The 15,563-nt window shown below is 46.3% G+C and carries 11 protein-coding genes and 1 tRNA gene; 6 read left to right on the forward strand and 6 right to left on the reverse strand.

Going from position 1 to position 15,563, the window contains the following annotated elements:
- The first annotated feature begins 20 nt into the window (after nucleotides 1-20).
- Nucleotides 21-1,115 carry a DUF3541 domain-containing protein gene (locus tag UF05_RS19310; protein ID WP_023583878.1) on the forward strand — a complete coding sequence of 365 codons (1,095 nt, stop codon included), beginning with the start codon at nucleotides 21-23 and terminating at the stop codon, nucleotides 1,113-1,115.
- 109 nt (nucleotides 1,116-1,224) lie between these two features.
- On the opposite strand, the gene UF05_RS19315 is transcribed toward UF05_RS19310, so the two are convergent.
- Nucleotides 1,225-2,433 (reverse strand): NupC/NupG family nucleoside CNT transporter, encoded by a 1,209-nt coding sequence (locus UF05_RS19315; RefSeq protein WP_005459233.1) that lies wholly within the window; start codon nucleotides 2,431-2,433, stop codon nucleotides 1,225-1,227.
- 563 nt (nucleotides 2,434-2,996) lie between these two features.
- On the opposite strand from UF05_RS19315, the gene UF05_RS19320 reads away from it, so the two are divergent.
- A tRNA-Leu gene (locus UF05_RS19320) sits at nucleotides 2,997-3,080 on the forward strand.
- 32 nt (nucleotides 3,081-3,112) lie between these two features.
- A complete protein-coding gene (locus tag UF05_RS19325) occupies nucleotides 3,113-3,724 on the forward strand; it encodes a DUF2913 family protein (RefSeq protein ID WP_005497896.1) in 612 nt (203 codons plus the stop codon).
- 118 nt (nucleotides 3,725-3,842) lie between these two features.
- Here the strand turns inward: UF05_RS19325 and UF05_RS19330 are convergent, their stop codons facing one another.
- Nucleotides 3,843-5,243: a tryptophanase gene (locus UF05_RS19330; protein WP_043037669.1), complete on the reverse strand. Its 1,401-nt coding sequence runs from the start codon at nucleotides 5,241-5,243 to the stop codon at nucleotides 3,843-3,845.
- 414 nt (nucleotides 5,244-5,657) lie between these two features.
- On the opposite strand from UF05_RS19330, the gene UF05_RS19335 reads away from it, so the two are divergent.
- The gene (locus tag UF05_RS19335) at nucleotides 5,658-6,053 is read left to right on the forward strand and encodes a cystatin domain-containing protein (protein ID WP_005459310.1); all 396 of its coding nucleotides are present in this window, start codon (nucleotides 5,658-5,660) and stop codon (nucleotides 6,051-6,053) included.
- Between the two features lie 66 nt (nucleotides 6,054-6,119).
- Here the strand turns inward: UF05_RS19335 and lhgO are convergent, their stop codons facing one another.
- From lhgO to UF05_RS19350, 3 genes are all read right to left on the reverse strand, one after another.
- Nucleotides 6,120-7,346 (reverse strand): L-2-hydroxyglutarate oxidase, encoded by a 1,227-nt coding sequence (gene lhgO, locus UF05_RS19340; protein ID WP_045546316.1) that lies wholly within the window; start codon nucleotides 7,344-7,346, stop codon nucleotides 6,120-6,122.
- 8 nt (nucleotides 7,347-7,354) lie between these two features.
- Nucleotides 7,355-9,478: a TRAP transporter permease gene (locus UF05_RS19345; RefSeq protein WP_045546317.1), complete on the reverse strand. Its 2,124-nt coding sequence runs from the start codon at nucleotides 9,476-9,478 to the stop codon at nucleotides 7,355-7,357.
- 81 nt (nucleotides 9,479-9,559) lie between these two features.
- On the reverse strand, nucleotides 9,560-10,570 hold the full coding sequence (locus UF05_RS19350) for a TAXI family TRAP transporter solute-binding subunit (protein WP_025631691.1): 1,011 nt from the start codon (nucleotides 10,568-10,570) through the stop codon (nucleotides 9,560-9,562).
- A gap of 882 nt (nucleotides 10,571-11,452) precedes the next feature.
- On the opposite strand from UF05_RS19350, the gene brnQ reads away from it, so the two are divergent.
- Nucleotides 11,453-12,763 (forward strand): branched-chain amino acid transport system II carrier protein, encoded by a 1,311-nt coding sequence (gene brnQ, locus UF05_RS19355; RefSeq protein ID WP_020841715.1) that lies wholly within the window; start codon nucleotides 11,453-11,455, stop codon nucleotides 12,761-12,763.
- A gap of 103 nt (nucleotides 12,764-12,866) precedes the next feature.
- On the forward strand, nucleotides 12,867-14,075 hold the full coding sequence (locus tag UF05_RS19360) for a GGDEF domain-containing protein (RefSeq protein ID WP_043037680.1): 1,209 nt from the start codon (nucleotides 12,867-12,869) through the stop codon (nucleotides 14,073-14,075).
- A 36-nt stretch (nucleotides 14,076-14,111) separates the two neighbouring features.
- On the opposite strand, the gene UF05_RS19365 is transcribed toward UF05_RS19360, so the two are convergent.
- Nucleotides 14,112-15,467: a sigma-54-dependent transcriptional regulator gene (locus UF05_RS19365; protein WP_025509345.1), complete on the reverse strand. Its 1,356-nt coding sequence runs from the start codon at nucleotides 15,465-15,467 to the stop codon at nucleotides 14,112-14,114.
- Nucleotides 15,468-15,563 lie beyond the last annotated feature (96 nt).

Raw genomic sequence — 15,563 nt, forward strand, 5'->3', positions numbered from 1 at the left:
TTATATCAGGGAATGGATTTATGCGTATCAAACCTATCAGCTTGGCGGTTTTGCTCTCTTGCTCACTCATCTTGAATGTTCAGGCATCTCAAGAAGAGGTGCCTGCACTTAATTACTCTCAATCAGCACAGCTGATTCGCGACACATACGAACGTGAGTTATTCACGCTTCCTCCCTTTAAGGAAGGCCACTTTGGGCTGCGTATGTTCCGCCAAACCTTAGATGAAAAATACTACGCAACCATTTGGACAGACATGGCTCAAGTCGCAAGCCGATTGAATCGCTTCGCGAATGACGTCGTCAAACCAGAAGACATCATTTTATATTCCTCTGAGCGGCTTACTCGCTACCAAGAAAAAGAGGACGAGCGCAGCCAACGTCGTTATACCGTAACAAAACATCACCCTGAGTATTTGTATCTTGGCGTCGATTTACTGGGCGCGATGGCGAGAGCAGATGAGTACGGCTTAAAGCACCAACAAGATAAAACACTGCGAGAAATCATTCGTCGTTACGATTTTACTCGCTACGCCACCGATAAAGAGATGATTGAAGCATGGGCGGCGCAGTTGGCAAATCAGGTCTATTGGCTGCGTCAACTGGGTGAACAAGATGTGGTGAACGCGTTCATTGAAGCATTCCGATCGACCTACCCCGACGACAATGATAAAAAGCTCTCTGCTCAGCAATACGGCAACAAAATCTATGGCATGACGCACATCATCTTTGCCGACTCTCAGTATTATCAAAAGCGCGTGAATGAAGCGGATCATCAATGGATTTATGATTACTTCCGCGACAACATCGACACGATTTTATTGCGAGCAAAAGAAGACATCATTGCCGAAGTAGGTATTTCATTTTTGCTGGCTGGCCTTGACCACGATCCCGTCGTTGAGAAAACACGCCAAGCGATTCGAGATGCCATCAGCACCGAACAAGGGATGATTCCATCCGTTGATGGTGACTTTGATCTAAAGTATGGGGAACATCGCAATGTGCTCGCGATTATGCTTTTAGATTGGAAAGGTGTGCACAAGGCACCAACATATCAAGCGCACCCGAAAGCGTTCAAATCGATCCCTTATGGGTTAGTACCTAAATCCCCCAAATAACATCGAATAAACATGGTTCGGGAATGCTCTTGCACTGACTCACACAGCTTTCCCAACACCATAAAAAAACCCGCCACATCGGCGGGTTTTCATTTATTGCTCAATCATATTAAAGCGAGATAAAGATACCTGCTAGACATGCGCTCATTAGGTTCGCTAGCGTACCAGCAGCTACCGCTTTAAGACCCATGCTTGCTACATCTTTACGACGTTCAGGTGCCATCACACCGATAGAACCTAGCTGAATCGCAATCGAACCGATGTTCGCGAAACCACATAGAGCGAATGTGATGATCACTTGAGTGTGCTCAGACAGTGTCGCTTTGTGCTGTACGAAGTCGATGAACGCCACAAATTCGTTCATTACAACTTTCTGACCAATGTAAGAACCAGCCGCTAGGATCTCGTGGCTTGGCACACCAATCAACCATGCTAGTGGTGCAAATAGGTAACCCAAAATCGCTTGCAGTGTTACACCAGCAAAACCAAACATTTCACCTAGGTTTTCTAGGCCTGTGTTCACCATCGCAATCACACTCACAAAAGCAATCAGCATAGTACCGACAGCCACTGCGACTTTCATACCGCCCATCGCACCGCTTGCTAGTGCATCGATAACGTTACTTTCTTCTGATTTATCTAGCTCAATGTTGTTGTAATCGCTTGGCGTTTGACGCTCAGGAACGATGATTTTCGCCATTAACAAACTACCAGGCGCTGCCATGAAGCTCGCAGCGATAAGGTATTTCAGCTCTACACCCAAGCCGGCATAGCCGCCAAGCACACTGCCCGCTACCGATGCCATACCACCAGCCATTACTGCAAATAGCTCAGAACGAGTCATGTTTGATAGGAACGGACGAATAAGAAGTGGTGACTCACCTTGAGATAGGAAGATATTACCCGTTGCAACGAGTGATTCCGCTTTACTGGTACCCAAGAATTTCTGGATAGCGCCGCCGATAAATTGAATTACTTTTTGCATGATGCCCAAGTAGTAAAGGGCAGAGATAAGAGCGCTGAAGAAAATGATGATAGGAAGGACGCGAACAGCGAAGATGAAACCAGTAGAAGCGAGATCACCAAAAAGGAATCGAATCCCTTCATCAGCAAAGCTTAATAACCCGGCAACGCCATTACTTAAACTCGCTAGTGCGGCTTGTCCCATCGGGAAATAAAGCACCAGAGCGGCAAAGCCCAACTGAAGTAACAAAGCGCGAGACACAGTTTTCCAATTGATGGATGAACGGCTCTCAGACAGTAGGAAAGCACAACCTAGTAGTGCAACAATACCAAATAAACTAAATAGAACACTCATGAGTCGGACCTACTGAACGTTGAAAAAGAAAAGAGAACCAAAGGAATTGGCAGAAGAAAGGGACAACGTATCGAGTGGCGAAGCACTCGTAGATCCAGAATGTAGACTGAACGGATAGTTCGACATCTTAATTTTTACCTTATACAAGCAATTGAACTTAGCTGGTCCGGTCCGTGGGGTCATTCACTGCTGGTGAGTTTATAACTCGACCTGCTCCTTGTGACGGCTTGTATGGGTAAGGGTCCTGAACAACTAAACCCTAATTCCCGCTTAAACGGGACGCAAGTATAGCCAAGCGAACGAGATATTCATCACATTTATTGACGCAAACGTTCAAGCGTTCAAAATTTATGCAAACCTGCTATTTTGCAGCCATACTGATAGGAAAAGTAAGGGCATTGGGACGGTTCTTTATGGTAAAAAGATCAAAAACGGCCAATAAATACGCAATCAAACGTGAAACACCAAAAATGAGCAATTTTACTCTCGCCAACAGATGGAGTTTGGTTATACAATTTGGAGTGCTTCTTTTTGAGGCCTCTGTGTATGCAGAGCATCATGATGCCGAGATGGTGAAATTGGTAGACACGCTAGCATGAGGTGCTAGTGCCTTAGGTGTGAGGGTTCGAGTCCCTCTCTCGGCACCATTATCCTTCTTCTTAAATTTCGTTTGAGTGTAATGCAAAGTTCTAAGCAGGCAAGACAATCCGCAGATGCTAACCAACTTCTGAGCGAGCTTGCAGTGCACGCCTTATTGCACCTGCACTTCAAAATCCATGCGTCTTCACGCCCTCTCCCTACAACAGAGCGTAATGATCTGCTGCAAAAATGGCTAAAGCCTAAACTGAAAAGCAATCGCTACAAACTGATTAAAAAGCCGTTAAAGTCTCTGACTCAACAGGCGAAAGGGGAAAATGGCAACCTTGAAGCCTTACTTGAACGCTGCGTTGACGCGAACAAACCAAGTAATCCGCAACCTCACTTAGATAGCTACCTGCTACTAATTAACGAAATTGAGAAAAAACTCGGTACCACGGTACTGCTTTCTCGTCCTGAAGATGTCGACCTATCGCATGACCAGCATGGCTGTTTGCTGTGTGTGTTATCAAATAACTTAAACCAACATTTCGACGACAATAACGCCATGATTGCACCAATTTCGATGCTTTTCCGTGGCCCAATGAGTCAGCGCTCATTGTTCCTTGGCAGTATTTATGCAAGTGGCACATTCAATTATGAAGTGCAATATCAAGACGAACAGTTCGTGCGCATCACGTTGGAGCTGGCGTAATATCCGCTCGGAATGAACTGAACAGACAAAATCAAAAAAGGCCGCGACACTCGCGGCCTTTTGCTCTTTACTAAAGTACCTAGATACCTAATTATCTAGGTGTCAAACCTACTTCAGGTTAATCAATTTCACGGAAGCGAGCCGTAAAGTGACGTAAAACCGGAGGCTCATATTCGAACGTCAAACCTTTCAATTCATGAGCTCGGTTCTTCAACTCGATCAACGCATCCGCGATATAGTCCATGTGGTCGTTAGTATAGACTCGACGTGGAATCGTTAAGCGCATTAATTCAAGCTCAGAGGCTTTCTGTTCACCCGTTTCAGGGTCACGTCCGAGCAACAATGAGCCAATCTCAACAGCTCGAATCCCAGCCTCCAGATACAACGCATTGCACAGGGCTTGTGCTGGGAACTGATCGGCTGGAATGTGCGGCAATATTTTCGCCGCATCAACAAACACCGCATGGCCACCAGTTGGATATTGGATTGGAATTCCCCCCTCCCGTAGACGCTCGCCCAAGTATTGCACCTGATTGATTCGATAATGCAGGAAGTCTTCATCCGCGCCCTCATACAAGCCACGGGCTAAAGCCTCCATATCGCGCCCAGCCATGCCACCATAAGTGACAAAACCTTCCATAGGAACGCAGCGCGTTTGCACCGCTTGGAACAACTCTTGATGATCACGAATACAACACATGCCACCAATGTTCACCATTGGATCTTTCTTGGCAGACATCGTGAGCATATCGCCGTATTGATACATTTCACGAATGATTTCCAAAATCGATTTGTCAGCGTAGCCTTCTTCACGCTGTTTGATGAAATAAGCATTCTCACAATAGCGAGCCGAGTCAATCACCACTGGGATATCGTATTTGGTGGCAATTTCGTACACGCTGCGCATGTTTTCCATCGATACCGGTTGGCCACCCGAACTGTTACACGTCACTGTCGTGATGATGGCACAGATGTTCTGCGAGCCATGCTCTTCAATCGTTTCTACCAGTTTGTTGAGGTCGAAGTTACCTTTCCAATCGTAAGGCGTAGTGGTATCGAACGCTTCTTCCGTCACAACGTTAATAGCCTTACCGCCGTTGAGCTCAATATGCCCCGCAGTGGTATCAAAGTGATAGTTCGAGATGAACACCGGCGTTTCACCGCCACGTACTTGGCGCATACGTTCAATCAGAGCAGGGAACAATATCTGCTCCGCTCCTCGGCCTTGGTGCGCAGGCACCGTCAGTTTGTAGCCGAAGAAATGCTCCACTGCGCTGCATAAGTTGTAGTAGTTACGACTACCCGCGTAAGACTCATCCCCCAACATAATGCCAGCCCACTGGTTATCGCTCATGGCACCTGTGCCGGAATCGGTAAGCAAATCGATATACACGTCATCACTGCGCAATAAAAATGGGTTGTAACCCGCTTCTTTGAGAGCGATTTCTCGGTCAGCCAACGTGGTCATTTTGATTGGCTCAACCATTTTGATACGGAAAGGTTCTGGAATACGTTTCATTGTTAATTTCCTTGTACGCATGCCCCTACGCGCTAAAGCGTAAGAGTAGAAAACAAATAGATCAGATGCTTTTCAATGCGAGAGCATTGAGGAAATTAACGAGAAGAAATTTTGCTGAGAAGAGACAAGCAGTAGTCTAGGTTGTACCAGAACGACAGCACCAAACGGCTATCGAGAATATCCTTAATTCTCATCGTCTTCGTCCTCCTGATAAAAGAAAAGCCAGAAACCCCATGTCTCTGACTCTTTCAATATAGTGCACTTTTCGGACAAATTTCAGTGAAGCGGCGCTCATTTATGTATCGAAAGGACTCACCACTATTTTGTACGACTTTCCGTTCCAACTTCTTCTCATTATGTAAAGCAACACAGCCGTGCTTATACTCAATCAAGGACAAATAACGGAGTGTCTTTATGAGTGTTAGGAAATATTGGGGAGCCGCAGCCACTCTTGCAATCCTCACGATCACCAACAATGTCTACGCCGTGGACAAGCAAGTTTCACCCGCGATGAAAAAGAAAATGCAGGCAATTTGTTCGGCAGAAAAGAGTCAACCCGGTGGATGGCAAGTTTCTCAAGTTACTCCAGAAGCGCAGCGCTCGTTGAGTATGGTTTTGTACCAGATGAACGCCGAAGATAAATTAAAAAACATCAACGAAGTACGCACTCAAGTGGTAGCGGGTACTCACTATGCGTTTGAGTTCGAGCTTCAAGACGGTGAAGTGTGGAACGCAATGGTCTTACGCAGTGCAAGAGGCGATTACATGATCGAAAGACACGCCAAAAAAGGCGAACTTTGCCCGAAGTAGAATGCCACCAACAAAAACCTGATGAAACGAAAGAGCCAGTGTTCAAAACTGGCTCTTTATGTCTGACTAGACGACTTTAGCTACCACTTTCTCATCGACCTTATCGCAAATGTACTCTCCGATAGGCATGGCAGATGTGGCCGCTGGGGAAGGCGCATTACACACGTGAAGGCTTCTTGCGCTCTCTGCAAATAGGAAATCGTGCACTAGAGTGCCGTCCGACAACACCGCTTGCGCGCGAATCCCTGCAGGGTAAGGCTGGAGATCCTCAACACGAATACTCGGACAATATTTATTGACCAGTTTCAAATACCCAGGCTTCCACCACGAGTTTTTAAACTCTTCCAAGCCCGTTTTTAAGTGCTTTTGTGTGACTTTCCAAAAGCCAGAAAAACTCAGCATTTGCAGTGTATCTTGCAGGTTAAAGTTCACTTTTCCATACCCTTCTCGCTTCCAACCCTGAACGGCATTTGGACCAACCGTCACAGAACCATCAATCATACGAGTCAAGTGCACCCCCAAAAATGGCAAATCTGGATCTGGAATTGGGTAGATTAAGTGATTCACCACTTGGTTATGCTTACTGTCTAATCGGTAGTATTCACCGCGATAAGGCACGATTTGAAAATCAGTCGGAATGCCCATCATTTTTGTCATCCGATCGGCCATCAATCCACTGCAAGTGACTAGAAACTTGCAGTTCAACTGCATAGATTGCCCATCGGAAACGCAAGTCAGTTGTACTTCTTCATTTTTCTCATCGGCGGCAACCACCTTGGTTCTCAAGCTAATATGACCACCTAAACTTTGGAACTCCTGTGCCATATGCTCTGTTACCAAGCGGTAATCAACAATACTGGTGGTTTTCACGTAAATCGCGCCCAACCCTGTGATATTCGGCTCCGCCAATTTGAGCTGCGCTTCATCAAGCAATTCCACATCAATCCCGTTGACGTGGCAGCGTTCATAAAGGGCGTTCATTCGTTCGACTTCTTGCTCGTTAGTTGCAACCAACAACTTGCCGCAGTTTTCGACCGGAATATTATGCTGAGAGCAAAACGAGAGCGTTTTTTCTACGCCGCGTTTGCAAAAGTCGGCTTTTAAACTGCCCGGCGCATAATACACACCCGCGTGGATAACGCCACTGTTATGCCCAGTTTGATGCTTAGCAAAACCAGACTCTTTCTCAACCAATAAAATAGAACACTCTGGATGGCGTTGTTGGAGCTGCCAAGCCGTGGACACACCAACGATACCACCACCCACAACAATGTAGTCATAGACTGATTTCATACGACCTCTTATAAAACCGAAAGTTGAGACTGTTGCAATTTGAACTTGCGCCCACTGTAAACAAACACGGCAACGAATACCGCGCAGCACACCACACGAATTAAGATTGGAATGTCGTGCCAAACCAAAAGCGCACCGATAGTAAGCAGAACCAACCTCATCAATATATTCAATGGTCCTTCTAAATAACCTTCAATGGCACCAATGAGCGCGTAAGTACCCACTATCGCAAAGAAGCCGACCGTAATTACTGATGTCACATCCCAACTGACCAATCCGGTATAGGCAATTAACAATGGAACCAAGTACAGCCCCTTCGCAATTTTCCAAGCCATTAAGCCTGTCCGCATTGGTGGCGTTTTCGCAATGGTCGCCGCTGCGAATGCGGTTAAACACACTGGTGGCGTAACGTTACTGTCTTGCGAAAGCCAGAAAATGATTAAATGCGCAGCCAACAATGCCAAGCCAACCGCCTCTAAACCCAGACTTTGCTCTAGTAGCGTTTCAACAAAATCAGCAGGAACCAGCGACAGCATTTCTTTCGCCGTTTCCAGCGCCATTGGCGCATTGAGAAGTTCGAGCTTATCTGGTGCCGCTAGCATGAAGATCGCTTTCGCTTGCTCAGGCAACTGCCCTGAAGCCATCAACTCTAAAAGTTGGTTCTCGGCAATCAACTTATACAAGGCAGGTGCAGACAAAGTGCCCAGAACAATATACGCCGCTGTCACAGGTAAGCCCATACCTAAAACCAACGATGCCAAAGCAATCAACACGAGCATGATGAACAAGTCACCATTCGCCCAACCATTGATCATCAAAGAGAAAGTGTTGCCGATGCCTGTGGTACTGATTACGTTGATCACTAAACCAATACCCACCAGCAAGACGGCGGTGGTTGCCATGTTCTTCGCGCCTTGAGACATAGCCTCGATGATCGCTTTTGGTCCCATTTTGTGCTCTTTCGAAAACCACGAAGAGACAACAACAGAAATGATGGAAAGGCCTGCCGCATAAGTGGGTGTAAAACCTTTCACGAGCAACGTCACCAAAACCACCAAAGGAATGAGGTTGTGCCAACCACTCACCAGAACTTTGATAAGCGATTCGTCACTGGTTGTAATTTTCTGCACGCCGCTACGCTTCGCTTCGATACGCACAAAAAACGCGACCGACAAGAAATAAATCAACGCAGGGACAAACGATACAGCAATGATATCCACATAAGGAATTTGAGTGTAAGACGCCATAATGAACGCGCCCGCGCCCATCACCGGAGGCATCAACTGACCACCAGTCGAAGCCGCAGCCTCAACCCCTGCAGCAAAGCGCGAAGGGAAACCTGCTTTTTGCATCAACGGAATACTGATCACCCCTGTCGACACGGTATTCGCCACGCTAGATCCCGACACAGAGCCCATTAAACCCGAGCCAAGCACGGCAATGAAACCCGGCCCTCCGATGATTTTTCCTGCGGCTGCACGAGCGACATTAATGATGTAATCCCCAACGCCAGAGCGTACTAAAAACGCACCAAAAAGGATGAACATAAAAACGAATGTCCAACTGATGCGAGAAATAGAACCGAACATGCCTTCAGAAGAGTAAAAACTACGGTAAAGCAGGGTTTCCATGCTCAACCCCGGAAAATGAAAAATACCCGTCGCCCATTTTCCCCACAGAACAACGTAGCTCAAACAGATCACAATCAACACAGGAATAAACCACCCCATGGTGCGGCGAATCAGTTCGATGACGATCAATATCGCCATAATGGCAAAGACCCAGTCGCTAGTGACAAACTTAACACCACGTTCATACAACGCATCTTCGGCATATGGAATGTAAAGCAAACAGGCGATAGCCCCTGCTGCGATGAGCACATCGACCGCAAGAGCCATTTTGCTCTGCTTCAAAGAGATATGAGCCGGATACCAAAGTGCACAAATTACCGCAAAGCCAGCAAAGTGCGTCGCGGATATCCAGAGTTCCGGTAACGTCGATAAGGTGTTAAACCAAATATGCAATGCAGAAAGTACCACGCCGAACACCGTGATGGTGGTGGTTACCCACGGGAAATCGGTGCGCGTGGGCAGCTCAAATTTCTGCAATTCCTTTTCCATAGAGTCGCTCATATCCTACTCCAAGCTCTAACGGCTTTTTCAATGTTCAAAACAAAATAAAGACCCCGAGATGCACTCGGGGCGAAGTTGGCGTTATTGCGCCATCAGTTCAGATGGGATTTCGATTCCCATTTCTTTGTAGTAACGAACCGCACCCGGATGCAGCGGTAAAGGAAGTCCCGAAATCGCTTTTTCGATCGCCATCGCTTTGGTTGCTTTGTGGATGCCTTGTAGGAACGGAAGGTTCTCGTAAATGGCTTTGGTCAGTTGGTAAACGTCCTCTTCCGAGATATCGTCTCGAACCGCAAGGAAGTTGGGCTGAGCAATCGTCGTGATTGGTTTATCTAAACCTGGGTAAGTGTTGGCAGGAATGTCGAACTTGGTCCACAACTTGTAGTTGCCGTTGGCTTGCTTGATTTGCTCGTCAGTGAACGAAAGAATCGAGATATCGTTGCCTAGCGCCGCAAATGCTTGCGTCACCGCCCCAACAGGAACACCTGCTGGCGTGTTCATGCCATCGATAGTGCCATTTTGTAGCGCACTTGCACTGCCGCCGTACCCCATAAAGGCAAGGTTGAACTTGTCTGGGTCAACATTCAGGCCTTTCATGATCTGACGACCTGAGTTCTCAGTACCGGAGTTCTTTTTCCCGATAGAGAACTTTTTCCCTTCGAGGTTTTTCAGATCACTAACCGTACCGGTTTTTGCTAAATCGCTACGAACAATGAAGTGTTCAACGTTTTGCCATAACATTGAGACTGAACGCAGCTTTTCTTGGCGACCGCTTTTCTCGTAAGGACCTTCCCCCGACCAAGCCCACGCACCGTACAAACCTTGCAAAATCGCAAATTGCGCTTCGTTTTCATTCAGTAGTTTAACGTTTTCACCAGAGCCAGCAGAGCTGATAGCAGAAAGGGAGAAGTGGTGCTTTGGTGCGAGTTTCACTTTACTTAATGTCGCCAAAGCTACCCCTACTGGGTAGTAAGTGCCACCAGTAGAAGCGGTTGCAAGGATGTAGCTGCGCTCTTCCGCCGCTGCATTTGTCGCGATACCAAAAGATGTCACAGCAATAGCCAGTGCTTTTACGAGCTTATTCATTTTCATTATTACTCTCCGTGTAGTCGTTTCACGATTATGGATTTACATCATGTTAAATCTTTATTAACAACAAAACGCTAAGAGCAACTTAAATGCCAATTTTCAACTCATTGTTTTTATTTAATAAATATAATCTCCCAGCCAAAAATGAGCAAAAACTCGCTCATTTACCCGCAAACCAATAAGCAAGATATTGCCGACGATAGAATGAGACTAAGCGGTACAACCTCGCAAAACGTTAATGAATTGTGATCTATACAAAAGATTTGCCCTTTTTAGCCATGAGCAAGTTTTTGCCGATAACAAACAAGCACTCAACTCTGTCGCGGAGTGTCCCAACGCAACATCTCTTAGCGAAATAGGTCTAAAAACGTATCGAGTTCATATCAAGTCGAGCACCACCATAAATTAGCGTTCACTTATTGAGCAATACAGCTTAGATAAAAACTCCAAATGATGAACAAAATTCCAACAAACACGGGCATGTTAACGGACTGAAAAGTTATTTATTCCATTTTAAGATTTAAATTCCAGTTTAAACCACTAAATTACTGATGAAGATTAACCATATCGACTTATTTTCTCCTTTGGGGTTGTGCCGATCCCCTTAAGTTCGTTAGGGTAAATGAACACCAAGGCAAACGTATTCCTTGGTATTTTTTCATCATTAAGGATCTCTCATGTCAGCAACTGCGCAATCTCCATTCGCATTAAAACGCCCGTCCGGCGTTGCTGCAGCGATCCTCCTGCTCTCTCTGGAACTGATTCAGAGCTGACAGGCTACATCTAAAATTTCTGTCAGCTTGAGAAGAAGCTGACGGGAACAACCACATACTCTCTCCCATTCCTTTCAGTTTCTTCCAAGCGAAACGTGTAAGAGGAATAACAATGTTAAGCGCACGCAATATCGCCGCCTTAGGCTTTATGACTTTCGCCATGTATTTGGGCGCAGGTAACCTTATCTTCCCTCCATTTTTGGGTTACCAAGCGGGTGAAAACTTTTTGAGTGGAATGTCTGGATTCCTTTTAACTGGCGTGGGTCTACCTGCTTTAGCACTGGTAATGGTGGCGATCGTTAATGGCTCAGACAAGCTAACCGCTGCGCTACCAAAACCGCTAGCAACCAGTTTTTGGGTGATGGTCTTCATCGTCATCGGGCCAGCATTTGTGATTCCGCGAGCCATTACCGTCGCCTATCAATTTAGCTTCGCCCCAATCTTTGGTGAGGCAGCATTAGTGCCGTTTACGATTGCCTTTTGTGTAGCAACCATTTGGTTTGCGCTTTACCCAGGTAAGTTGGTTGATAACTTAGGCAAAATCCTAACACCGGCGTTAATGGCGATTTTGATCATCATGTCTGTCACTGCCTTGATTTACCCAGCAGGTGAGTTGACACAAGCCAGTGGCCCATACGTGAGTGGTGCGTTTGCAGAAGGTTTGACGCAAGGGTACATGACGATGGATGCGTTGGGCTCAATTGGCTTTGGTTGGATCATTTTCCGTGCCATTCGCAGCATGGGAGTGGACTGCCCGAAAGCAACGGCGAAATACACTCTAATTGCAGCCTTAATGTACGCTGTCGCGATGGCGTTTGTTTACATTTCGTTGTCTTACATCGGTTCCACTAGCTCTTACTTAGGTTCAGAGTTTAGCAATGGTGGCGATATTTTAACGGCGTTCACCTTCAACCACTTTGGTGCGTTTGGCTCGGTGTTGTTGGGTGCAGTCATGGTATTGGCCTGTTTAACCACAGCGATTGGCGTAACAACCGCAGGCAGCGAGTTCTATGACAACACCTTTAGCAAAGTGAACTACAAAAGCTGTGTCGTCATCACCATGGTACTGTCAGGCTTTATCGCCAACATCGGTTTAGAGCAGCTATTGTCAATCACTTTACCTGCGGTTGTGGCACTTCATCCTGTGGCGATTGCTTTGATGATGATGGCGCCCGTTCGCAACAAAATGTCTCAGTTCATGTTGGTGCTTACCGCGTTCACCGCACTAGCATTTGGTTGTGTCGATGCTCTGCACATTTTGGGCTACATGCCAGAAGCTGCAGACCAATGGATGAGCCACAACATGCCTTTGTATAATGAGTTCGCGAGCTGGATTGTACCTAGTGTCATCATGGCAACGGTCGGACTTTTGTTCACTAAAAAAGCAGAAGACATCAAAGAATTCGAGCTGGTCAACGAATAGCCGCTTAACTTAAGACATCATTCTATAATTACGCTAACATACTGGACGTTTATTGATGACGGGCAAAGGAGTTGCCCGAGTAATGGTTCGTTGTGGAGCACATATGGAGAGTCACTATTTAGATATAAGAACCCTCAACTTTATTATCATTTTGTTTTCTTGTATCTATGCTATTAGCCTGCTTTGCTATCAATATACTCAGAGCAAAATTAAAGGATTAAAAACGTTCGCCATTTCTCTGCTGTTTATTGGCTTAGGCCCTTTTTTATTGGGATTTCGTGACTCAGCCCCAGATTGGCTGACGATCATTCTTTCCAATACCATCATTATCATCGGCTTTTTGCTCACGTTATATGGCGTAAGCATTTTCCGTAAATTCCCTCTCAAGTGCGCTCATGTACTCACGTTTCTGGTACCGGTATTCAGTGGCCTTTTTTATTACTTCACCTTTTATTCGCCATCTATTCGTATCCGAATCATTTTTCTTAGTATCTATTTGAGCTTAGTCACCTTCTGCAGTGGTGTTGCGATGATCAAGGGAAAAAGAGACGATCTAAAACTTCCCGTTCAAGTGATGGCGTACGCCTTCTTTGGGTTTAGTGCTTTTATGGCGGGCAGAACCATTTGGAGCATTTGGGCACCTGAAGTCACCAGTTTTATGAATGCAGGTATCATCCACCAGCTGACGTTTCTATTTAGTATCTGCCTCATTGTTGCTTTGAGCTTTAGTATGTTGTGGTTGATCAACGCAAGATTGGTGAAATCCATCAACGATCTTTCTCATTTGGATGCATTAACTGGGTTATACAATCGACGTGCAATGGAAGTCATTGTGCCTAACCTTGTGAATCAAGCACGCGAAAAAAATACGCCTATCAGCATCGTTATGACTGACGTGGACGATTTTAAAACCATTAATGACCAATACGGACACACCACTGGCGACTCAGTCATGGCAACCATAGCCACGATTTTTAAACAAACGTTACCAGAGTCAGCATGTACCGTTCGCTTTGGTGGTGACGAGTTTATGATTGTGTTGCTTGCCAATGCCGAAAACGCGAAAGCCTATGCCGAGTTAGTTCGCCGCAGCATTGAACGTGAGACGTCGCTGCTTGCTTTTAAAAACCAAGTCACGATGAGCTTCGGCATCAGCGAGCTAATGCCCAATGACAGCTTGCAAGATGCACTCACCCGAGCCGACGAAGCACTGTATTGCTCAAAGCACACCGGGCGAAATCAAGTCACGACATTCCAAGATGGAAGCGAGGAGGGTGGCAAGTTCATCCAAACACCGACCAAAAGCGCATAACGGAAAGGTACAACAACATCGCTCCTGTTATTCCATTCACGAATCGGTGTAATCGGAGCGATTCAGACCAAATTTTTGCATTTTCTGATTTAAGGTGCGGCGTGGTAAATCGAGCTCTTGCATCACTTCATTAATCCGTCCTTGGTGCCTCACTAATGAATCATGCAACACTTTGCGCTCAAAGTTGTGCAACTGAATCATCAACGGAACACCCGCTTGAGTCTCTTCCGTGGTTGACGACGGGCGGCTAGAAAGAATTTCCATCACAGAAACCGTATCATCCAGTGCGAAACGCATTGCGACGTTACGTAATTCGCGCACATTTCCTGGCCACGCGTAAGAAAGCACGGCATTTCTGTCGGCATCACTCAACGGTCGACTGTCTGGATTTGTTTGCAACGCAAAGTGCTCAAACAGAATCAACGCGTCTTCTTCTCGTTCCCTAAGCGGCGGTAAGTAGATCTGTGCAACATTAAGTCGGTAATACAAATCTTGGCGGAACTCTTCATGATCGTTGAGATCTTCTTTCGCGGCAGCGATCACTCGCAAATCCACATTGATCTGCTGGTTACCACCAACTCGCTCGACAGTATGTTCTTGCAATGAGCGCAGCACTTTCACTTGCATTGAAAGCGGCATACTCTCGATTTCATCAAAAAACAGCGTGCCTTTGTCGGCGTATTCGAGTTTGCCAATCCGTCGTTTACTTGCTCCAGTAAAAGCGCCGGGCTCGTGACCAAACAGCTCACTTTCGAACAGATTTTCGGGAATCGCGCCACAGTTTATTGGCACAAAACGATGTGATTTGCGTTGGCTTTCTTTATGCAGACTGGTGGCAACTAGCTCTTTGCCACAGCCCGTTTCACCATAAATAATGACGTTGGTATCAATACGCGCTAACTTTGCAACTTGTTCACGCAATTGCTGCATGACCCGGCTTCGGCCAATCAGCACTTCCTCGAGCCCACTTACGCTCGCGAGATATTCTTGACGATCTTGCGTTGACGTCTGCGCTCGATAAGTCTCGACCGCTTCAGTCACACGTTGCGAGAGTCGCTCTGGTTGAAATGGTTTCTCAATAAAATCAAATGCGCCCTTTTGCAACGCACTCACCGCCATATCCACATCCCCATGTCCGGTGATCAGGATAACGGGCGTTTGGATATGATGGTCAATAAGGCTTTCTAAAATCGAGAGGCCATCGCTATCAGGCAAGCGAACATCGCTGACAACAGCATCAAAGTCTTGACTTAGTATCGCCGCCTTTCCAGCGTCACCGGTACTGAATGCCTCAACGTTAAATCCGGCCAGTTGCAGCCATTGGCTAGTTGCCTGACGAACAATGTCATCATCTTCAATAAGTGCGATGTTGGGGGTGCTTTCAAAAGCCATGAATTACTGCCTGTTTAAAACGTCTTTCGTAACGGTAGCAAAAACCACGAGGGAGAAAAGGAGCTAGATCTCACTTCTTAATTACAACTCTTTAAC

Source organism: Vibrio sp. S457-15 (genome assembly GCF_000960545.1).
Lineage (GTDB): Bacteria > Pseudomonadota > Gammaproteobacteria > Enterobacterales > Vibrionaceae > Vibrio > Vibrio parahaemolyticus.